13 protein-coding genes and 1 pseudogene are annotated in these 20,708 nt (G+C 71.9%); 6 read left to right on the top strand and 8 right to left on the bottom strand.

Going from position 1 to position 20,708, the window contains the following annotated elements; translation table 11 throughout:
* Nucleotides 1-6: 6 nt before the first annotated feature.
* Nucleotides 7-1,752 carry a glycosyltransferase family 117 protein gene (locus tag Pla133_RS09935; RefSeq protein ID WP_419192319.1) on the bottom strand — a complete coding sequence of 582 codons (1,746 nt, stop codon included), beginning with the start codon at nucleotides 1,750-1,752 and terminating at the stop codon, nucleotides 7-9.
* 154 nt (nucleotides 1,753-1,906) lie between these two features.
* Nucleotides 1,907-2,671 carry a hypothetical protein gene (locus tag Pla133_RS26145; RefSeq protein WP_419192320.1) on the bottom strand — a complete coding sequence of 255 codons (765 nt, stop codon included), beginning with the start codon at nucleotides 2,669-2,671 and terminating at the stop codon, nucleotides 1,907-1,909.
* 294 nt (nucleotides 2,672-2,965) lie between these two features.
* Between Pla133_RS26145 and Pla133_RS09940 the strand changes: the two genes are divergently transcribed.
* Nucleotides 2,966-3,154: a hypothetical protein gene (locus tag Pla133_RS09940; protein ID WP_145064757.1), complete on the top strand. Its 189-nt coding sequence runs from the start codon at nucleotides 2,966-2,968 to the stop codon at nucleotides 3,152-3,154.
* 15 nt (nucleotides 3,155-3,169) lie between these two features.
* Nucleotides 3,170-3,958: pseudogene (locus Pla133_RS09945) on the top strand (TlpA family protein disulfide reductase); the annotation flags it as partial.
* Between the two features lie 135 nt (nucleotides 3,959-4,093).
* Here the strand turns inward: Pla133_RS09945 and Pla133_RS09950 are convergent.
* A complete protein-coding gene (locus tag Pla133_RS09950) occupies nucleotides 4,094-5,518 on the bottom strand; it encodes an aldehyde dehydrogenase family protein (RefSeq protein WP_145064759.1) in 1,425 nt (474 codons plus the stop codon).
* Between the two features lie 129 nt (nucleotides 5,519-5,647).
* Between Pla133_RS09950 and Pla133_RS09955 the strand changes: the two genes are divergently transcribed.
* Complete coding sequence (locus tag Pla133_RS09955; RefSeq protein WP_145064760.1) at nucleotides 5,648-6,646, top strand: peroxiredoxin family protein; 999 nt, start codon at nucleotides 5,648-5,650, stop codon at nucleotides 6,644-6,646.
* A gap of 36 nt (nucleotides 6,647-6,682) precedes the next feature.
* Here the strand turns inward: Pla133_RS09955 and Pla133_RS09960 are convergent, their stop codons facing one another.
* The 5 genes from Pla133_RS09960 to Pla133_RS09980 form a co-directional block, all read right to left on the bottom strand.
* Nucleotides 6,683-7,930 (bottom strand): integrin alpha, encoded by a 1,248-nt coding sequence (locus Pla133_RS09960; RefSeq protein ID WP_419192321.1) that lies wholly within the window; start codon nucleotides 7,928-7,930, stop codon nucleotides 6,683-6,685.
* A gap of 373 nt (nucleotides 7,931-8,303) precedes the next feature.
* Nucleotides 8,304-11,288 carry an O-antigen ligase family protein gene (locus tag Pla133_RS09965; protein ID WP_145064762.1) on the bottom strand — a complete coding sequence of 995 codons (2,985 nt, stop codon included), beginning with the start codon at nucleotides 11,286-11,288 and terminating at the stop codon, nucleotides 8,304-8,306.
* A complete protein-coding gene (locus Pla133_RS09970; protein ID WP_145064763.1) occupies nucleotides 11,285-12,994 on the bottom strand; it encodes a hypothetical protein in 1,710 nt (569 codons plus the stop codon). Before Pla133_RS09970 ends, Pla133_RS09965 begins: the two co-directional genes overlap by 4 nt.
* Entirely contained in the window at nucleotides 12,991-13,722 is a 732-nt protein-coding gene (locus tag Pla133_RS09975) for a hypothetical protein (RefSeq protein ID WP_145064764.1), read from the bottom strand. The genes Pla133_RS09970 and Pla133_RS09975 overlap by 4 nt, the downstream gene beginning before the upstream one ends.
* Complete coding sequence (locus Pla133_RS09980) at nucleotides 13,719-15,308, bottom strand: sulfatase (RefSeq protein ID WP_145064765.1); 1,590 nt, start codon at nucleotides 15,306-15,308, stop codon at nucleotides 13,719-13,721. The genes Pla133_RS09975 and Pla133_RS09980 overlap by 4 nt, the downstream gene beginning before the upstream one ends.
* A 176-nt stretch (nucleotides 15,309-15,484) precedes the next feature.
* Here Pla133_RS09980 and Pla133_RS09985 point away from each other — a divergent pair, with 176 nt between their 5' ends.
* The 3 genes from Pla133_RS09985 (at nucleotide 15,485) to Pla133_RS09995 (ending at nucleotide 20,685) form a co-directional block, all read left to right on the top strand.
* Nucleotides 15,485-17,914: a HEAT repeat domain-containing protein gene (locus Pla133_RS09985; RefSeq protein WP_145064766.1), complete on the top strand. Its 2,430-nt coding sequence runs from the start codon at nucleotides 15,485-15,487 to the stop codon at nucleotides 17,912-17,914.
* Nucleotides 17,915-17,927: 13 nt separating this feature from the next.
* Entirely contained in the window at nucleotides 17,928-18,503 is a 576-nt protein-coding gene (locus tag Pla133_RS09990) for a ferritin family protein (protein ID WP_145064767.1), read from the top strand.
* A 607-nt stretch (nucleotides 18,504-19,110) separates the two neighbouring features.
* The gene (locus tag Pla133_RS09995) at nucleotides 19,111-20,685 is read left to right on the top strand and encodes a hypothetical protein (protein ID WP_419195448.1); all 1,575 of its coding nucleotides are present in this window, start codon (nucleotides 19,111-19,113) and stop codon (nucleotides 20,683-20,685) included.
* Nucleotides 20,686-20,708: the final 23 nt, after the last annotated feature.

Raw genomic sequence — 20,708 nt, forward strand, 5'->3', positions numbered from 1 at the left:
GCGCCACTACCGGCGCACAGCCTCGAGCCGATCCGCGTCGGCCTCGCGGCCAGCGGCGCGGAGCGCTTCGGCGCGCGCGAGATCCCGCTCGGCGGCGAGGCCCGACAACTCCTCGGTCCATGGGTCGGCCGGTTGGCCCGCGAGCCATGCCCACGCGGGCCCCACCGGTTCCGGCTCCGGTGGGGGCGGGGCGCCCACGAACCACAGTCGCTCGTTGGGGGTGATCGGTCGGCCGCGCAGGACGTTGGCGCCCGGTCGCTCCACCAACACCACCGGCCGCGGACCGTCGAAGACTGTCTGTAGGAATTCGGCCGAAGCCAGACGTGCCTGGCGCGGGTCGCCGAAGCGCTCGGGATCGGCGCCATAGGTGTTGCCGAGGGCGAGGATCGCAGGCGCGAGGTCGGGCGCACGACCGGCGAGCTGCTCGCGGTACCACGGCGTGGTCAACAGCGCGCGGTCGATCGCTGTCACATCGGGGCGCAGGCCCAGGGCCACCTGGCCGTAGAGCACGGGGAAACCGAGGATGTCGGTGAAACCCATCCTGTTCAGCACCAGGATCGCGTCGGGGGGGCAGGCCTCGAGGGTCTCGCGCAGGTAGCGCTGGGCGCCGTCGGCCCGGGACATCCGCACTGCACCGGAGGCGACCGATGGCGCGGGGACCTGGGCCAGGGCGAGCGCTGCTGCCACCAGCAGTGGAGCGGTGGCGGCCCCGGCGCGCGCGCGCAGGCGTTGTTCGAGCGCAATCAACGCGGTCCCGCCGAGGGTCGAAACGAGCAGGACCAATGGAATGAAGGTCGGCGCTATCCGTGTGCGCAGGGCCAAGGGCGTCACGTCGTAGGGCACGGCCAGAACGCCGATCACCGCGCCGAGGACGAGGGTCGCTGCCAGTGAGCCGACCATCGCGGCGCCGACCCCGCGTCGGCCCAGCCAAAGGGCCAGGACCAACGCGAGGGCTGCGATCGCCGGCCATTGAAGCAACGCCTGCTCGAGCACGAACTGGATCCGCGGGCCCAGCGCGCCGCCGTCGCCCGCGTAGCCCTGTCGGGTGAGGTGCTCCAAGAGCCGCTGGCCCGTGCGGGCGTCACCCCAGTTGACCGCCGGGTCAGCGGCGGCCGCCAAGGGCACGTAGACGAATGGAAGGAGCCCCGCGACGCCGCCCGCGCTCGCAAGGGCAAGACCCCTGAACCGCGCTCCGCGCCAGGCTGCGATCGCCGCGACTGGCGCGAGCAAGAGCGTGCTGGCGTGGGCGCACAACCCCAGCCCGAAGAGCACACCCACCCGCAGTGATCGCGGCCGCGGCGCGAGGGCGACGGACAGGGCGGCCACCTGCACGAAGGCCGCCAGGGCGTAGACCTCGACGATGAGCGCTTGGGAGGTGAAGGTCGGCGCGGCCAGGGGCAAGAGGCCTGCTAGAACGGCCACTGTTGTCGATGCTCCCCACTTGCTGGCCAACCTGGCCAGGAGCGCGCAGGTTCCTGCGGCGCAGGTCGCGCTCAGCAGCACCAGGGCCCGCGCCGGGTCGAGGCCGATCCAACTCGCAAGGTGCGCCATGGGCGCCGCCACCAGCATCCACAGGGGATAGCCTGGCGGATGGGGAACGCCCCAACAGGACGCGGCCGCTGCGAGTTCGCCGGCGTCTTCGAAGGTCACGCCCGGCGCCGTGCGCGGAATCAGGAAGGCCAGGGCCAGGACCGCGGCGCCCAGTGCGGCGCGCGCGGGACTGCCGGGTTCGCGAGATTGGGCGCCGGTCATTCGCCGAGACGCTAACAGTGCCCGCAGGGCGGTGCCAGGCGCCGTGTCGGCCGCTGCCGCGAGCCTGGGCGAGCCATGCTGCCGCGAGCCTGGGCGAGCCATGCTGCCGCGAGCCTGGGCGAGCCCGGTGACCGCGAGCCCGGTCGCCGCGAACTCAGCCGAAGGCCCGACCCAAGCGACGGGTCGGCGAGGGCAGTCCGCCACTGATGCGACCACTGAACAGGAACGTCCCGCGCAGCCAATCACCCACGGCCGGCGTCCGCAGTCCGTCCGCCTCCAGCTGCCAGCGGCTGACGAAGACCGAGAGGGGCGTCCCCGGCGCGTGAACCTCCAGGCGTTGGACGGCCAGACCGGTGATCGGATTCTCCAGCTCCTCGGCCGCCAGGATCGGCAGGTGCAGCTCCACGCATCCGCCCGGGTCCTCATCGCCGCCCAAGGGCGAAATCCGTCCCTCGGGTCGCAGCCCCCTGGGCCTGCCGCCCACTTGGGCGATGTCGAGGGCGAAGCCGGCCGTACTGACGGCCAGGACATGACCGCTCTCGAGGGGGCGCGGCAGCCGGCGTCGATCGCCGACCCAGGTGGTGAAGCGGAAGCTGGTCTCCGAGTTCGCGAAGCCCGGTCGTGGAGGATTGGCCAGGCCCCGCAGCAGCCCGTCGAATGGCGCGTCGGGGATCAGATCGACACTGTCGACCGCCAGGCGCAGGCGCCCGGGGGAAGCATAGAAGGGCCACACGTCGGGACCGGCGAGCTGATCGCCCTCGTCGAGGCGCAGCTCGAGACCGCCCCCCAGGGCCAGACGCCGGTCGGCGCCATCGGGATCGCGCCACGGGGTCGCCTCGCCGAGCTGGCGAACCAGGTCGGGCAGACCGTCGTGGTCGTACTCGGGCGGGAACCCGATGCATTCGAGCAGGAAGTCCAAGGCGCTGGGCGAAGGTGGTTGTCCCCTCTAGCCCCTTGGACGGCCGTCGCCTACCGGTGAGTTCCACAGAGCGGGGTCCGAGGGCAGGATTTGCACCCAGGCCCCCCCCTGGCGCGGGTTCCGAGACGGCCGACCGGCGCTCTGGGCGACCCAGGGCCGGGGATCGGGTCTGGCGGGCGGCGGGACCGAGGCGCATCATCCCGGAGACGAACGCGGGTTCCCTCGCCCCCCGGAAGCGTCCCGCCGAGCGATCCCGCTCACGGTCGGGGCCCGCGACAACCGACAACCGACACCATGAGAAGACTCGCGGCACTACTCGCTGTGCCCTTGCTGGCCATCGGGCTGGCGGGCCCGGCCGACGCCCAGGTGGGCAAGGTCGTCCCCGACAACATTGAGCTCGACGATTTCGCGAACACCGATGCGAACGATTTCGGCGACTTCACCGGGCGCACGATCCTGATCGAATTCTTCGCCTACTGGTGAGGCCCCTGTGGGGCCTCGGTTCCGCACCTGAACGAGCTTCAGGCTGAGTACGGAAGCCGGGGACTCACGATCATTGGCGTGACCAATGAAGGCAAGTCCGACACCGAGAAGTGGATCAAGGACAAGGGAGCCACCTACCCCTACGCGTACTTCAAGGGCAGCGACCTGCAGAAGTTCGCGGAGATGAAGGGCTGGCCCCACGCCATCCTGATCAACCCCGAGGGACGCGTGGTCTGGGCCGGTCATCCGGGCAACCTGGGCGGAAGCATCATCGAGCAGAACCTCGACGGCGCCCTGCCGGTGCCGCTGTTCGACTTCCCCAAGAAGGCGAGCAAGATCAAGAAGGCCATCCAGGACCGCGAACTCGCCGTGGCCCTGGCCGAAGCCAAGGAGTACGAGGCCGCGGGTGAAGAGCTCGCGGTGGAGATTCGCTCGGCGGTCGAGACGCTGATCTCCTCGCGGGTCGACTCCCTCAAGAAGGCCCACGAGAAGGGCGACTTCATGACCCTGGTCGATCGCGGCCCTGACCTGGTCAAGTCCCTGGACGACCTGCCCCAGGCGGCGGAGATCCAGGCGCTGCTCGACCAAGTGGACGAGGACGACGACGCTCAGGAGGTCGTCTCCGCCCAGCGCGCCATCGCGAAGATGCGCGAGGGGCTGGAGAAGCTGAAGAAGAAGAAGGAAGTCGACAAGCTGGTCGAGAAGCTCGAGCAGCTGTCGGAAGAGTTCAGCGGCTCATTCGCCGCCGAACAGGCGCGCGACCTGATGGCCGAGTTGACTCAACTTCGACCCCAGCTCAAGTGAACTCGCGCTGACGAGCACGGGCGCCGGCCCTCCGTCCCGAAGCGGGCGGGGGGGCGGCGCCCGTCGCGTTCGGGTCCCTGTGGGTTCGAGAAGCCGGCTCCCGCGCTCGCTCGCCCGGGGGACGGGCGACGACCCTCAGCGCCGATGCAGGATCAGCGTGCGCAGCTCCGTCATCTCTTCGATCGCGTAGCGCGGCCCCTCGCGGCCCATGCCCGAGCGTTTGACGCCACCGTAGGGCATCGCGTCCGAGCGGAAGGTGGGCACGTCACCCACGACCAGGGCGCCCACCTCGAGCTGCTCGAAGGCGCGCAGGGCGCGATCCAGGTTGCCGGTGAACAGGCCCGCCTGGAGCCCGAAGGGGCCCTCACCGGCGCAATTCAGGGCCTCGTCGAAGTCGTCGAAGGGCTCCAGGACGGCGACGGGCCCGAAGGCCTCGGCGCACCACAGGGGTGAGTCGTGGGGGACGTTCTCGAGCAGGGTCGGTTGCAACACTGCGCCCTGCCGCTCGCCGCCGATCAGAGTTCGCGCGCCGCCCCGGGCCGCGTCGGCGATCCAGCCCTCCAGTCGCCGCGCGGCGTCCTCGTCGATCAGCGGGCCGACGACGGTCGCATCGGATCTGGGGTCGCCCACCACCAGCTTCGAGGTGGCGTCGATGAGGCGCTCGCGCAGCTCTGCGAAGAGCGAGTGATGGCCCACGATGCGCTGCACGCTGATACAGCTCTGACCGGACTGACCGAAGGTCCCGACGATCAGGCGCGAGACGGCGTCCTCGAGGTCACTGCCCTCGTCCACGATGCACGCGGCGTTGCCGCCCAGCTCGAGCGCCACCCGCCGCGGCGCCGCGCGCCGGGCCAGTTCCCAACCCACGCGGTCGGAGCCGGTGAACGACAGGAAGGCCACGCGCTCGTCGTCGATCAACGGCCCGGCGTGTTCGACCTCGAGCGGCAGGACGTTGATCGCTCCCCGGGGCAGGTCCGTCTCCAGCAACAACTCGCCCAGGGCCAGGGCCGAGCGTGGCGCCTTGTCCGACGGCTTGAGGACGAACGGACAGCCGGCCGCGATGGCCGGCGCGACCTTGTGCGCCACCAGGTTGAGCGGGAAGTTGAAGGGCGTGATGAGGCTGCACACACCGATCGGCACCCGCCGCGTCAGGGCCGAATAGCCCTCGGTCGCCGGCAGATGGTCGAGCTCCATGCTCTCGCCCCCCGCGCGGCTACACTCCGCCGCGCTCAGCCTGAAGGTCGACACCGCCCGAGAGACCTCCCCGCGAGCATCCCGCCGGGGTTTGCCCACCTCGGACACGATCAGCTCGCAGAACTCCTCCGCACGGGCCTCCAGGGCTTCCGCGGTTTGTCGCAGGGCGCGCTCGCGCGCGTGGCGGGCGAGGGCCGCGCATTCCCCACGGGCCGCGGCGCTCGCCGCCAAGGCGCCCTCCACGTCCTGGGGTCCGGCCAGGGCCACCTCGGTGGGCGGCCCGGCACCCGAGCGATCGGGTACTTCGAGGTGGCGCTCGCGGTGCTCGGAGCGCCCTGCAAGAATCAGCGGGGTCTGGTTCGCCATGGTCGTGGATTTGGGGTCCACGAAACATAGTCCCGATGGGGCACCTGCGACACCGCCCCGATCGCGTCGGGTCGGCGCTCGCACCCAGGCGCCGGACCACTCGCATTTCTCGACCGAAGGATGACTCCGATGTTCCTGCACACGCTGGCGGCCCCCGCCCGGGCCGCCGCCGCCGCGCTGGCCCTGTCCGCCCTTTGCCCCGCCCAGGTGGGCATGGAGATGATCGAGCCGCCCCTGCGCGAGTTCGGCAATACCGCCGCCGCCGAGTACCAGGACTACCTCGGGCGGGCCGTGCTGCTCGTCTTCGTGCAGCCCGGGGAGCAGACCTCGGATCAGCTCGTCTCACACTTGAACGTGCTGGTCGACACCTACGGTTCGCGGGGCCTCTCCGTCGTCGCCGTCACCCCCGAGGACGACGAGGCCGAGCTGCGCACGTGGATCGAGGTCCGCCAGGCGAAGTTCGGCTTCGCCCTGATGCGCGGAGAGGAGCTGCAGCGCTTCGCGCTGATCGCCTCCTATCCCCACGCCTTGCTGGTGGATCCGGCGGGCACCGTGGGTTGGTCGGGCTACGGCGGACAGGTCACGGCGGACGTGATCGCACCCCACATCACCGGCGCCCTGCCGCGGCCGATGTTCGATTGGCCCCGCGACGCCGACAAGGTCGCCCAGGAGATCCGCAAGGGGCGACTGGCGCAGGCACTGGAGGCGGCGACTGCCGTCAGGTCCGAGAATGGCGACCTGGGCACCGAACTGGTCGAGTCGGTCAAGGGCTTGGTGACCTTCCGCGTCGAGCGACTCCGCGCCGCGCGAGCCAGCGGCGACTACGCGCGGGTTCTGAACGAAGGCGACGACACGGTCCGCATGCTCGAAGGCCTGCCCCAGGCTGCGGACGTTGAGGCGCTGGTCGAAGAAGTCGAGGGCGACGACGCCGCAGTCGAGATCGCCGGGGCCCAGCGCGACGTCGCGCGCCTGCGCGGGCGCTTCGACAAGCTCAAGAAGAAGCGCGACGCCGACAGTCTGGTCTCGAAGTTCGAACGCCTGGCCGCCGACAACGTCGACAACCACGCCGGCGAGGATGCGAAGCGCGCTCTGGACGAGCTCAAGCGCCTGCGTATCGGCTTGCAGTGATCCCGCAATGGCCGGCGCTTCGTTGCAGCGCGAAACTCATTCAGGCCGGCGCTCGTACAGACGCAGGGAACCCTGGCGCGTCGGCGGGTCGCCGGCTTGGGGCGGGGTTCCGCGGCGACCGGGTCCGCCGATGGCGATGCCCACCGGGGATCCAGCGTCACGGGGGTCGCGCAGGACGGCCACGTTCCAACCGAGCAGCTCACCGCGCAGGCGAGAGGGAATGTCCTGGATCAGGGCGCCGTCGACTCCGCTGTAGCAGCGCAGCGCGCCTGCCCGTCGATCCGTACGCCCGATGCGCTGCGTCGCATAGGGCGATCCAACGATCAGGTCGGGCCAGCCGTCGCCGTTGACGTCGATCCCTCCGGCCAGGCCGCGGCCGAAGAAGTCGCCCGCGCTGCTGCCGTTCAGGATGAAGCGTCGTTCGCCGGACCGTCCGTCGAAGACCTGCACTCGGCCCACGTCGGCCAGACCACCGAACTCGGCCGAAGGCGAGGCCACCGCGTACTCGGAGCGTCCGTCGCCGGTCACGTCGCCGATCCCCGCTACCCGCGTGCCGAAGCGTTCGTGGGGCAGCTCGCCGTAGAGGGTTCGCAAGGGGCGCTGTGTGCGCGCGTTGAAGATCCGCACCGTGCCGGATTCGGGGTGGACTCCCCGCTCGTTCGGCGCGCCCACGATCAAGTCTTCGCGCCCGTCGGCGTTGACGTCACCTGCGGAGGCAATGGCACTGCCGAAGCGGTCGCCTGGGCCGCTGCCCCGCAGTACGGCGATCGGCTCGAGGGTCTTGCCCGAATGGATCCGTACGGTGCCCGCGTCGCGCGCCTCGCCGGGCGCTCCCACGGCGATGTCGCGAATTCCGTCGTCGTCCAAGTCGCCGATGATCGCCAGGGCGCTGCCGAACATGGCGTGGTCCACCTCGCCGGTCAGCAAGTGCTTCATGGGTGCCATCGTGCGTCCCGAGAAGAAGCGCACCTCGCCCCGCCGCAGTCCGCCGCCGGCCGCCGAGCGCACACCCACCAACAAGTCGCCGACACCGTCGTGATCGACGTCGAGGTCCCCGGCGATCGCGTATCCGAACTCCTCGCCCGGCGCGCCGAAGAAGTGGGCCAACTCGCGCCCAGTCTTGCCCGACAGGACCCAGACGGCGCCAGGGGTGTCCTCCCCGAGCGCCGGCGCCGACGCCGCCGCGTCCGCGATGCCGTCGCGATCCCAGTCGCCCACACCGGTGACGTCGAAGCCGAAGCCCGCCGTGCGCTCGCCGCGGGCGGCGTTCTCGGTCGCGTACAAGCGGCCATCGGCGGGGGGCGGAGGCGCGGGCGCCGCCTTCGACTCGGGCCCGGGTTCTTGGGTCGATCCGGCAGCGACGTTGGCGACCAGAGTCAGTGAAACGAGTCCGCGAAGCAGCAAGCAGGAGCCGCGGAAAGGGGAGCAGTCGTGGGGCATGGTTCCAACCCTATCCGACCCGACCTGCCCCGTTTCCATTCGGCCCCCGCCCGTCGCCAGGATCTGCGCTACAGACGCCCGCCTCGCCCTGCGGCGGCGCCCCGCGTGCCGCCACGACCTGGAGCTGGCGTGACGAGCCGGCTCGGGAGGGGCCCGCAGGCCTGCGCCAGCGGAAGGACGGAGCGCCCTGGTGGCGTGTACCTGGCGCTCGCCGCCCTCAGCCCGCAGTCAGGCGTCCGAAGGCGTCGAGCAGCTCCTCGGCGGCCAGGCCGCGGCCGGCGAGGCGGCCGCGCACGGCCCGCAGGAGGTCCGCGGGCTCGCCGCCCCAGGCGCGCAGGGCGCGGCGGGCGCGGGCGTCCATGGCGCCGGTGCGGTCCGGCGCCTCGAGCTTCGCGCCCAGGGTCAGGCCCAGGACCTCGATGGCGTCGAGCAGGGCCTCGCGGCTTGGCTCGGCGTCGAGGATGCGTTGCCAGAAGTCGGTCGCTGCGGCCAGACGGTCGTCCGGCTTCTGGGTGTCCTGAAGGGCCAGTCGCAGGGCGGCGGCGGCGTCGGTCCAGCGACCGGCCTCGCCCAACAGCTCGCACCGCAGGAGCGCGAGCGGGCGGTAGGTGCCGGCGTCGAAGAACAGGTCGTTGCCCTCGCGGGCGGCGTGGGCCTGCTCGGCCACCTCCAGCGCTTCAGCGTCCCTTCCGAGGGCGCGCAGAGCCAGGGCCTGTCGGAACAGCAGAGCCTTGTGGGCGGCGTCGGCCGTGTGGACCGCGAGGTCCAGCGCCTCCTGGGAGCGCCCCGCGGAGAGCAGCGAGTCGAGCTCGACCACCAACATGCTCGCCATCCGATCGACGCCGAGTCGCTCCGAATAGACACGCATCCACTCGATGCCACGATCCGGCCGGCCCTCGGCGCGGAAGCCGTGCACGGCGTCGATCAACTCCCGCCTGGCGCCCACGGGGTCGCTGTCCACACGCTCGATCGCGCGGCGCGCCACCTCGTCGAGAACGACCTCGAGCGGGATCGCAGGTCGCCCGTCCGCGCCCGCGAAGGCCAGACGCGGCAGTCCCTGTTCGTCGGGGGACAGCTTGACGGTCGGCAGTCGCTCCCAGGGCGTGCCGTGCACGAGGCAAGCGCGAATCAACGCTTCCAACGCCGCTGCATCGTCGCCCTCGGCCAGGTCCATGGTCGCCTCGAGCACCTCGAAGTCAGCGCGCTGTTCGCCGAGCGGGTCCAGCTCCCGTGCCTTGGCCAGACTGCGTCGCGCGGCCGGCAGGCGAAGTTGGGCGAGCTGCTCGCGCGCCAGGGCCAGGTGGGCGCTGGCGTTGCCGGGAGCGGACTCCACACGTCGCTCGCGCAGGGCCAGGGCCACCTCGCGCCTGCCCATGCGCGCGGCCATGCGCGCGACGGCCGGAAGTCCGCCGGTGTCGCCCGGGTCGATGGCCAGGGCTCGTTCCTGAACTGCGAGGGACTCGTCGGGCCGGCCGCGGTCGTGCAAGGCGATCGAGCGCTCGCGCAGGGCCGCGCCCGCCAGGGGCTGCGCGACGGCGAAGACCAAGCCGACGAGGGCCACGGCGAGCACCCCGGCGACCGGGGCTGGGGCGACGCGATGCTCGCGCACGGCCGCCGCTGCGAACCAGCCGAGCGCGATCCAACCCAGGGTCGGAACGAAGGTTCCCTGGCTCTGCCCCAGATCGAGCAGGTTGGACGCGTGCAGCGCCATCAGGCTGGCCAGGACCCCCGCCGGGAGCGCCCGATCGGCACGGGTCTCGGCGGCGCGCAGGGTTCGTCGCGCCGCCTCGATGGTGCAGAGCAACAGGGCTCCGTAGAGCAACAGCGCCGGCCAACCGGCGCCCTCGGCGATCCCCAGGGGCAGATTGTGGGTGTGGAGCGTCTGCGTCGTGCCGTCGTAGAAGGAGGGCAGGGCGTACTTGGCGTGGACGTGGTACTGGTTCGGACCGACGCCGAACCACGGCGACTCGCGCAGGGAGGCCAGGGCCATGCGCCAGAAGTGGTAGCGCTGGCCCAGGGCAGAGAGGCCGCCAGCCATGCCATCCAAGCGGACCCGCAGGCCGTCGGCGGCGGGCGAGGCCCAGAACCCGGCGCCGGCCGCGATCAGGAGCACGGCGCCCGCGTACCACGGCCGGCCGTCGCGCGGCGCGCGGCTCGTGAAGGCCAGCGCGAACGTGGCCAGTCCGGCGCCGAGGCCCAGCAGGCTGGCGCGGCTGTCGGTCTGTATCAGGGCGGCGACGGAGCAAAGGGCCAGGGCGACGCTGCCCCAGCGAACGGCTCGCGAGGACCCCCCGGCGAGCGCGAAGCCCAGGCCCAGGGTCGCACCGCCCGCGAAGAGCGGGCCGATGCCGTTCGGGTGCATGTCGAACAGCCGCAGGCGCGAATCCAGCAGCGCGGTCCAGCCGGTGACCTGCGCCGTCTCGGTGTAGCCGACCGCGAGCAGGGTCAGGCTCGCGCCGACGCCGGCCAGCAGGGCAACGGCCACGGCGCGACGACCGCTCGAATCGAGCAGGAGCCCCAGACAGAGGGCCAGGGCACCGCCGGCCGCGACGCGTGCGAAGACTCGCAGGCCCTGACCGACGCTGTCTCCGAGGAGCGCGGCGACGAGGACCCAGAGGGTGAAGCTGAGGCCGACGCCGAGCACCACGCGGCCTCCGCGACCCAGGGGCCGCAGGGGCGTTCGTGCCAGCTCGAGCACGAGCAAGAGCACGCAGGCCGCCAAGAGGGCGAAGACGGCCTCGTCGTGCCGCGAGAAGAGCTTGCCGTTGGCGGTGGCTCCGAACACGGCCAGCACCGCCAGCCGCGCGCCTGCGTCCTTCGGCCCGGCGAATCCCAGGGTCGCGAGTCCCAAGAGGGTTCCGATGGCCAGCATCCACGGCCACAGGTAGGGCGTGTCGCCCAGGTCGAAGTTGGTCGCGAAGGATGGCAGCTCGCACACGGCGCTGGTGCCGAGGGCCCACGCGACGACCGCGCCGGCCACGGAGGTCCAGCCGGGTCGCCGCCAAGCCGCGGCAATGAGTAGCAACGCCAGGCTCGACCGCGACACGACCGGAACTCGATCGGTCCAGGACGCCGCGCCCGGGAAGGTGCCAGCGAGGATCAGGGTCTCCACGGCGTAGAGGCCGTAGCTCGCTGCGACCAGGCCGATCGCGATCGCGACCACATCGGTTGCGGCGCGTCCGATCCTCGAGGGCTGGCTCATGCGGACGGTTCCGGGGTGTTGTTGTCGCTGGACGCCTGCACCGCGGCGCCCCGGCGCTCGCGGCCTCGAGCCCACAGCAAGCTCATCGAGACCACGATCGCCAGGGGCGCCACGTGCAGGATCAAGCGACCCGGAATGGTCGTGGTGTAGAGGTGAGCCAGGTCCCAGGGCGTGACCAAGAGGATCACGGCGTACATCGCGAACGTCGCGACGACGAGGATCAGCAGCGGGAGCATCGGATGACGCATCAGTGCCAGGGGACGGCGAATCGTCCACCAGCCGGCCGCGGCGCCGAAGACCACCCACAAGAGGTCCCAGCGCAGCACGTGGCCGAGCGAGGTCGCGAAGCCGAGCAGCACGACCGGCAGCCGAGCCAGGGCCCCGGCCAGATCGGTGGGGGTGTTGTTGGTCACGCCTGCGCCCGGCGGAGGCTCACCCAGTCCCGCCAGCGCGGCCAGGGCGCGGGGGTAGTCCTCGTCGATCGACGGGATCTGGCCCCGGATCGCCAGCCACGGCGCGATCAACAGGGCGCAAGTGAAGCCCGACACGACCAGGGCGACCAGCGGTCGAGTGTGCGCGGCGTCGGCGCTGGAGCGCACGATGCGTCGCCAGGGGATTGCGGCGCCGAAGATCGCGAAGGTCACCGCGGCCAGGGCCAGGCCTTCGTTCTTGACCAGCGCGGCGCCGCCCAGGCACAGGCCGGCCAACACGGAGTCGGCGCGGTCCGAGTCCAGCCCGCTGCCCGGGGAGCGTCGCAACAGGAGCACCGCGCCGGCCGCGAGGAGCACCGCCAGGGGCAGGTCGCCGGCCCCGTCGAGGGTCCAGCCGTCGGGCATGCGCCAGCCGGGCGTACCGACGTCGTCCCAGACCAACAGGCCGGCCGCGGAGCGCAGGAGCTCCAGCGGCACGACGGTCAAGGACTCGACGAACTGCGACTCGGCCACGCCGGCGTCGGTCGACCAGGACACGTAGTTGTAGGGCAGCCGCGAGTAGTAGAGCAGCGGCAGGGAGGCCAGCATCAACACGCCGTACAGGGCCGGCGAACGGCCGCGCGGTCGCAGCACGCTCCACAGCACCGCCGCGCCGATCAGGACGTACAGGCCCATCAGGCTGCGCGTCGCATCCTCGTCGAAGTGCCCGCCGACGGTGGCCACGGCCGCGTGCAGCGCGGGAATCCCCGGCGGGTAGTTGGGGTGCGTGATCGGTCGGCCGACGGAGCGGTGCGCTTCCAGCTCGGGCGGAATCACCATCCACGATTCGGTGCCGAAGCCCTCCTCGTGAACCAACTTGCCCTTGTAGGCGAAGTGGAACACCGGATCGAACAGGTGCATGGGCAGGGTCGACGTGTACACCTGCGCGAAGCCCAGGAAGAAGAGGCAGCCGGCGGCGAGACCGATCTGGGTCGGGCGCCAGGGCTCGCGCGGCAGGGGCGCACCGCCGCGCCGCAAGCTCGCTAGCCCGGGCAGGCCGACCAGTCCGAGCCCGATCACCAACCAACGCCCCGCTCCATTGGAGAGGGGACCACCGACGGCGACGATCGCGGTCCACAGGGCGGGCACGATCGACAGACCGAGCGCCAGTCCGAGGCCGAGGCGTTCCACGCGGGAGCGCGGGCGCCCGCCCCAGAGTCGCTCGATCAGGGCCAGGACGCCCAGGCCGAAGGACCACAGGGCGAAGCCGACCAGCAGGGAGGCGGGAGTGATCACGCGCCACCCCCTTCATCTTCCAGGGCTTCGGCGGCGGCCTCGGCGTCGAGCTCGGCCTGGGTCGGACCAGAGCCGATGCGCGGCGCCAACTCGATCGGCACCCACTCGCCATCGACGCGCTGGGCGAGGTCGACGCGGTCGATCAGGAAGCGCTTGGTGACCGGGTAGCGCAGTCGGTACTCGATCCCGAGGGCGTCGATCGCGGCCTCATCCCGTGCGACCAGGGACTCGCCGTCCTCGCCCTCGAGTTCGAGGAAGTGGTAGTCGAGCCAGCGCGGGTAGTCGACCAGCGTGCCGCTGGCCAGCTCGGGTTGTCGCACGTACACGCGGGCCGGGTAGGCGTAGTGGTTCAGGTACAGGAACCAGCGTGCCTGGCCGGTGTACTGCCAAATGCTGCGGCCGTCCGGCGTGATCTGGGGCTTGGGCTCCACGAGCACCTTGGAGCCCCGGGGCAGGGTGCGGGCCAGCCGCTCGTTGAACTCGAGGAAAGTGCGCTTGAAGAAGGGCACGCCGAGCAAGGTCGCGCGTTGCTCGTCGATGTCCTTGCCGGCTCGCACGCGCAGGTACCCCTGGGTGTAGTGCACCGCGAAACCCGCTGTGAAGACGGCCATCAGGGCGCTGACGCCGACCAGCACGGCGAAGAAGCGCCCCGGCGGATCGGCCAAGGGCGGCGCGATGTGCGGGTCGGTCTCCGCTCTCGCCGCAGGTCCTGAAGTCGCGCCGATCACTGCTCACCTCCCTCGTCCGGTCCACCGTCGCCGTCGTCCACCAGGTAGCCCGCGGCGATCAACTGCTCGCGCAGCGCGCTCGGCAACTCGCCCGGCGAGGCGCCGGCGCGCAGCGCGGCCAGGGCGTCGAGCTCGCTCCACAGGGTCTCGGCGCGTGCGAAGCGCGGGTCGGCCTCGCGCTCGGCCTGGGGCGGCACGAGGAAGCGACGCTCGCTCGGGTCGCGCCCGAGGTCGAAGAGGCCCGGCTTCAGCCCCGGCCCGGGTCGCAGGACCTTCCAGCCAGGTCCGCGCACACCGCGCACATCGAGGGACAGGGGCCGCACGGTCAGCTCCAAGGGCAGCGGGCGTTCCACCTGCGCGCCACCTTCGATCGCGGGGCGCAGGCTGTGCCCGAAGACGCCGCTGCCGAAGTCGACAAGACGCGCGTAGTCGGCGATCGTCGGCGCCACGTCGACCAGGCCCACCAGCGGCGCGATCGTGCGTCCGGCCGGGATCGTGCCGGGCAGTCGCAACAGCAGCGGCACCCGCAGAACCTCGTCGTACAGCCCGTTCTTGTGGCCGAAATTCTGGTGATCGAGGAACTCCTCGCCGTGGTCGGAGGTGACCACCACCAGTGAGTCGTCGAGCCGACCGCGCGCCTCGAGGGCAGCGAGCATGCGACCGATGTTGTCGTCCGTGTAGCGGATCTCGGCGTCGTACAGGGAGATCAGTCGCGCCAGGTCGCGGTCGTCGAGGGGCTCCTTGTCGACCAGGAAGCGCCGTCCGTAGTCCTTGAAGTCCTGACCGTCGATCGGACCGTCGTAGCGCTCGGCGCCGGGAAAGAAGATGTCGAAGGCGCGCGGCGCGTTGTAGTCGTAGTGCACGTCCCACATGTGCACGAAGGCGAAGTAGCGCTCGTCGTCGCCGATCTCCGCCAGGCGCCGCTCGAAGGCACCGACTACGGCCGGCCCGGTGACGCCGTGGTGGGAGCGCTCGTGCAGGCTGCGGACGTCGCCCCAGGCTTCGCTGCCGGGCGCAACGCCGTCGACGCCGAACATGCCGTCGGCGTCGGCCACCGCGACACTCGAACAGTCGTCGTAGGTCTCGAATCCGCGGCCGAAGCCGAACCAGGGGTGCAGGTTGGGTCCGGACCAGATGCCGAAGGTCCGCCAGCCCTCGTCGGCGAAGGCTTCGGCCAAGAGTTGGTGCTCAGGGCTCAGCCGATCGGGCAGGTCGCGCACCCCGTGCACCTCGTCAGGCTGGCCCGTGAGCAGGGCCAGGTGGGACGGCAGGGTCCAACTGGTGGTCGAAACGACCTGTTCGAAGCGCGTGCCCTGGTCGGCCAGCAGCCGGTCGATGTTGGGCGTGGTCGCTTCCGCAGGTGCCGTGCTGCTGCGGTAGCCGTAGGACGAGAGGTGGTCCGCGCGCAGGCTGTCGATGCTGATCAACAGGACCCCCCGCGGCCCGCTCTCAGGGCCACCGCCACAGCCCGTCGCCAGGCCGGCCAGGATCGCGAGGGCGGCCGCCCCGCTGTGGGGGCCCGCGACCGGTCGTCGATCGGCGGGTTGGATCGCCGCGGGTCGCGATCGTTGGTCGAAGCTGGGCATCTGGGGTGAGGGGCGGTGGGAGGGCCGGGCCAGCTCCGAATCGGGTCCGCGACAGGCGCAACCGTAGGTGGACCCCCCAGGGGCGGTCAAGCCGACCGATCGGTGCGACGGAGCGCTGCGGAGTCGGCTCCGGGGGCGCGGACTCGTTAGGATGCGCCGCCCGCTCTACAAGCTCCATGATCTCGTTCCCGCAGCTCCCGTCGGCCGTCGCGCCGGTCCTCCTCCTCGTCGCATCCACGCTCCTGGGCGGCTGCCGGTCAGCGACCGTCGACGGGCGCCCCGAGGGTGCCTCCGAGCCGGCTCCCGAAGCGCCGCCCGTGGCGTTGGAGCACGTCTCCCTGGCGCTCTCCGTGGATCCCGAGGCTCGGGTCATCCACGGCCTCGCCGACCTTCGGGTGCGGGCCGACGCGCCGCGGGTGGAGTGGTTGCCCCTGCGCCTGGAGCGCCTCGCGGTCGAATCGGTGACCGACGCCGCGGGCGCCGAGCTGCCCTTCAGCCACCAGGACGGCGAGCTGGCGATCATGCTCGGCGGTCCGCTGCTCGAGGGCGAGACGATCGAGGTCCAGGTTGCCTACAGCGGCCGCCCCGAGCGCGGCCTGGCCTTCGTCGACGAGCCTGCCATCGGCGGTCGCGTGGCCGTGACCGACGGCCGCCCCGGCACGTCGGCCTGGTGGTACCCGTCGGTGGTGCGCCCCGGGCAGAGGATCACGTCGGACCTGACCCTGGACCTGCCCGCGAGCTGGATCGCCGCGGGCTCCGGCCGACGCCAGCGCACCGAGGCCGACGGGCGGGCGACGGTGCGATTCGACTCGGTCACCAGCCACGCTCCCGATCAACTGGGCTTCGCCGCGGGACCCTACCTGCGCGTCGCGACGAACGTCGCAGGGGTGGAACTCTCCGCCCTCGGCGCGCCCGTGCGTCGCGCCGACCTGGAGGCCGCCCTGGCCGAGCTGGTCCGCGCCCTGGCGTTCGGCCGCGAGCTGATCGGCGCCGCGGCCCTGCCCCCGTCCATGAGTGTGGTCCACGCCCCCTCGGCCCAGCGCCCCGGCGCGGGGGCCTTTGGCGTCGCCTTCGTCGAGGATCTCGGTCGCTCGGCGGTCGCGACACGGACCCTCGACAGCGCCCTGTGCGGAGCGCTGGTTGCGAAGGAGTGGTCCGACGTCTGGTTGGCGCCGGCCCTGGGTCGCTACGCCACGGCCCTGTACGTCGAGTCCATCGGTGGGCGCGAGGCCCTCACGGCCGCGCTCGAGCAGGCCGCCATCCAGGGAGCTTCGCGCCGTCCCGACGGTCCCACCGGTGCCCTCTCGACCGAGGACTTCGTCGACCCCAGTGACTTGGTCGACGGCGGCTGGCGCGGCGCGGTCGGCGCGCAGGTGCTGCACCTGGTTCGCGGAGTTGCCGGCGACGCGGCCTTCGTCGAGGGCCTGCGCGAGCTGATCACCGCCGGGCGCGAGGGCGCGGTCACCGACGACTTCTTCTTCGCGCGGGTCGGCGCCCTGGCGCAGCTCGACCTGACCACCCTGCGCGAGCAGTGGGTCGACGCACCCGGTGCCCCCGACATCGAGGTCTCTTGGGACTACGACGCCAGCGCCGGCGAGGTCGCCCTGCGCGTGCGCCAGCGCCAGAGCGGCGGCGACGGGACGCCGCGGGTGTTCGAGGTGCCGGTCGAGGTCGAGGTCGTGGTCGGCTCCCAGACGGACGTCCACCGCACCGCGATCGGCGCGCGCAAGGAGACCCTGCGCTTCACCGCGACGTCGCGGCCGCGTTGGGTGCGCTTCGACCGCGGCGGTTGGCTGCCCGGCACGATCGTCGAGCAGAAGTCCGACGACGAGTGGATGGCCCTGACCACCGCCCGCGACGACGCCTTCGGGCGCGCGGTGGCGGTGCAGGCCTTGGCTCGCACGGCGGTCAACGCGCGGGAGAGCGAGCGCGCGATCTACTTGACCCAGCTCGGCGGCCGCCTCGAGCGCGACGACAGCGCGCGGGTCCGCAGGGCAGCCGCCCACGGCCTGGGCGACATGGGCGGCAACGCCGCGCGCCTGTGGCTCGAGCGCGCCGCGAGGGTGGACGAGGATGCGAGCGTGCGCGCCGCGGCGCTGACGGCGCTCGAGGCCTTCGCGCCCTCGGTCGACCTGGCCAACCTGGCCGTGCAACGCATGGAGCAGGATCCGGAAGTGGCCGTGGCCGCCATCGGCCTGCGGGCCGCCGCCGAGCCCGAGAGTGCGGCGTCCTTCCTGCGCTCGCGCTGGTCGGCCGCGCCCGACCCGCGGGTGCGCGCCGCCCTGGTCGAGGCCTTGGCCGCCAACCAGGGCTCCGAGAGCGAGCCGTGGCTCTTGACCACGGCGCGCGACGTGAGCCAGCCGACGATCGTGCGCCGCGCGGCCCTGGGCGCCCTCGCCGATCGGAGCAGCGTCACCAACAAGACCGCCGACGGTGTCGCGGCCCTCTTGGACGAGGCTCCGGTGGGGGTTCGCGAAGCCGCCGTCGAGGCCCTCGCCGCCTGGCCCAACGCACCCGCGCGCCGCGCCCTCGAGGCCCACTACGCCCACAGCGTGGAGCCCGCCGAGCGCCGCGTGATCGAGGCCGCCCTGCGCCTCGACCGATGAGCGCCCAGCGGCCATGAGCGCGGCGGACGGCGAGACGGAGCGGCGCGAGGCCGAGCAATCGGCCCGTGTGCCCGAGCCGTCCAGCGCTGACCTCGATCCGGGCGAGCGGGTGCCTTGGTCCCTGCCGCCCGACGTCAACGTCGACCTGCTCGGGCCGCTCGTGCGCGACATGGGCTTCGCCCTGCGCTCGGAATTCGGCGCCTACAGCATCTACATGCTGCTGCCCCTCGTCGCGCGCAACGCTGAGCTGCGCCGCCTCTTGGTCGCCCTGCGCGACGAGCAACGGGAGCAGGTCGCCGGGCTGCGCGCCCTGATCTCCGACCTGGGCGGCAACCCGCCGGCCAGTCGTTGGACCCGCGCCGTGGCCGCCTGGGGCCTGTTCGCGATCACACCGGTGGTCGGCTCACGCTTCGCCCTGCGCCTGTGCCTCGAGGCCGAGCGCACGGTCATGCGTTGGTACGCCGAGTACGCGATCCACCTGGCCGAACGGGGATTGATCGAGCCCGCCATCCGCTGCCGCGAGTTCTGCATGGTCAAGCGCATCCACGCCTCGCGCCTGGGGACCTTCGTGGATCGGGTGCGGAGCTAGTGTCCTGGATCAGTCCTTCGGCCTCATATCCCGGGCTCCGATCGCCGCTGGCGTCGCTAGCGCCTCCTCCGAGTCTCGCGGCGGATACGCGTCGTCGGCGCGCCTAGCCAGCATCGATCGGACCTCCGGGAAGTGACGCCGAATTTCTGATCCAGGACACTAGCCCGCGTCGGTGCGCGCAGGTCCACCGTTCGGAGGGCGATCGCGGCTCACCCGAGACGAGCTGCGCGGGGCACCGTCGACTTCGGCGGCGTTCGCGAGTGGTGGATCGGACCCCGACTTCGGCCCGGGGGCGCGTCGATGGGGCGAGGGCCCATGTCGGCGAGTGCAAGTAAGGCCGCCGTTCAGGGGCCGCGAGCCGAGCATTCAGCCGCCGCTGGCAAGGGTCCTGGGTGGGCAGCGCGGCCCGATCGCAAGGAGCCGAGCGTCCGGGTCGGGTCGCCGAGCCTATCCTCGAACTCCGACGTCGCGTTGCTTCCGATCGGGGAGAGCCTCGATCCGCGCGACGCTCTCTTGCTCGACCTTGAACCGAGGACTTGTCGTGAACTTCGATCTACGTTACGCGCTCCCGGCAACCTGTCTGACCGCCGCCCTCGCGACGCCCGCGATGGCCCAGTGTCACCGTCAATCCGTAGTCGATCCCCAGGCTGCCGGAGGCGATCGATTCGGAACCGCGGTGGCGTTGCACGGCGACCGCGCCGCCGTGTCCGCATCGCGGTCGGCGTTCGACCCCCTCGGCCCGGGGCGCATCTTCGTCTACCAACGTGTCGCGGGCGGCGAGTGGCTACCGGCTGGCTTCTTGGACGCACCCGCTGGCGAAGAGGTCTTGCTGTTCGGGCAGGCCATCGCCCTGGGCGGCGACTTCCTCGTGGCGTCGGGATACGCTCCCCAGATTCCCGGGGCCACCGGCACCAACGGCCTGTTCGTGCACGCCTGGAACGGGAGCGAGTTCAGCTTCGTCCAGAAGCTCGAGACCGAGCAGCCGATCAGCAGCGCCCAGGGAGGCATCGTCGTGGCGGACGGGGATCGGATCGCCGTCGGCTTCCCGGACGGCTCGCCGAAGGGCTTCGTCAAGGTCTTCGCCCGCCAGGGCGGCCTGTGGTCCCTGGAACAGTCCTTGGGCGCGCCCCACTCGCTCGACGTCTTCGACTTCGGTATCGGCCTCGACCTGGACGGGGACGAGTTGGTCGTCTCGGCCCGTCGAAATTTCGCCCTGCACTACCAGCGCGGCGCCAGCGGTACCTGGGACCTGACCCAGACCATCGAGCTCGAGCGCTGCTACGAGGCCGAGCTGGCGGGAGACGTCCAGCTCGTCGGCGACGACGTCCTCGCGGTCGTGCGTGCCGGCGGGCCGATCGACGACAACTGCTTCTCCCGCGTCGAGGTCTATCGCCGACCCGCGCCCGGGCAGCCCTTCGCCGCGATCCAGTCGATCCTCCAGCCGGCTGCGACCCTGGATCAGGCCTTCGGCATGGAGATGGCGGCCGACGGCGAGCGCATGGCCATCGGAAGCTGGGAGCCGGACTTTATCGCGGCCGTGCCCAATGGCGACGTCTGGGTCTACGCCCGCGAGAACGGCGTCTGGGGACCGGTCGGGTCGGTGGGCCCGCCGTGGCCGGCGAACAACTACACCGGCATCGGCACGGTGCTCGCTGCCTCGGGTGACACGCTGCTGACCGGCGCCATGGAGGACAACACCGTCGACTTCCAGGCCGGCTCGGCCTCGTTCTGGTCCCTCACGGGAGCGGGCTGCCCAAGCCTCTCCGCCCACCCGCCGGTGAGCTCGATCGACTACATGAATGGGGTGCCGAGCTACGCTCCGGCGCGCCGTCAGGACCTGGTGCTCGACGCTGGCCCGAGCCATGGGCTGGAGCTGTACCTGCTGCTCGGTTCTCTCTCGGGGACGTCGCCGGGCGTCGCGGTCGACGGGCTCCTGCTGCCGCTGGTGGCGGACTCGTGGTTCGCCCAGACCCTCGGCGCGCCGAATCAGCCGCCGATGGAGCACTCCTTCGGCGCCCTGGACGCCCAGGGACGAGCCCTTGCCGCGATCCAGGTCCCGGCGCCCTTGGACCAGTCGTTCGCGGGCGTCGAGTTCCACCACGCCTTCGTCACCATCGCCTCCGCCCCGGCCCTGGCCGTGACCGGCGTCAGCGAGGGCGTCGCCTTCACCCTGGTCCCCTGACGGGCGGCCCCCCGGCCGACGTC

The organism is Engelhardtia mirabilis, assembly GCF_007748095.1.
In the GTDB taxonomy this organism is placed as follows: Bacteria; Planctomycetota; UBA1135; order UBA1135.

Coding starts and splice junctions, on each gene's coding strand:
- Pla133_RS09935 (WP_419192319.1), bottom strand. CDS start 1,752: ATGACCGGCGCCCAATCTCGCGAACCCGGCAGTCCCGCGCGCGCCGCA.
- Pla133_RS09940 (WP_145064757.1), top strand. CDS start 2,966: ATGAGAAGACTCGCGGCACTACTCGCTGTGCCCTTGCTGGCCATCGGG.
- Pla133_RS09950 (WP_145064759.1), bottom strand. CDS start 5,518: ATGGCGAACCAGACCCCGCTGATTCTTGCAGGGCGCTCCGAGCACCGC.
- Pla133_RS09955 (WP_145064760.1), top strand. CDS start 5,648: ATGTTCCTGCACACGCTGGCGGCCCCCGCCCGGGCCGCCGCCGCCGCG.
- Pla133_RS09965 (WP_145064762.1), bottom strand. CDS start 11,288: ATGAGCCAGCCCTCGAGGATCGGACGCGCCGCAACCGATGTGGTCGCG.
- Pla133_RS09980 (WP_145064765.1), bottom strand. CDS start 15,308: ATGCCCAGCTTCGACCAACGATCGCGACCCGCGGCGATCCAACCCGCC.
- Pla133_RS09985 (WP_145064766.1), top strand. CDS start 15,485: ATGATCTCGTTCCCGCAGCTCCCGTCGGCCGTCGCGCCGGTCCTCCTC.
- Pla133_RS09990 (WP_145064767.1), top strand. CDS start 17,928: ATGAGCGCGGCGGACGGCGAGACGGAGCGGCGCGAGGCCGAGCAATCG.
- Pla133_RS09995 (WP_419195448.1), top strand. CDS start 19,111: ATGGCCCAGTGTCACCGTCAATCCGTAGTCGATCCCCAGGCTGCCGGA.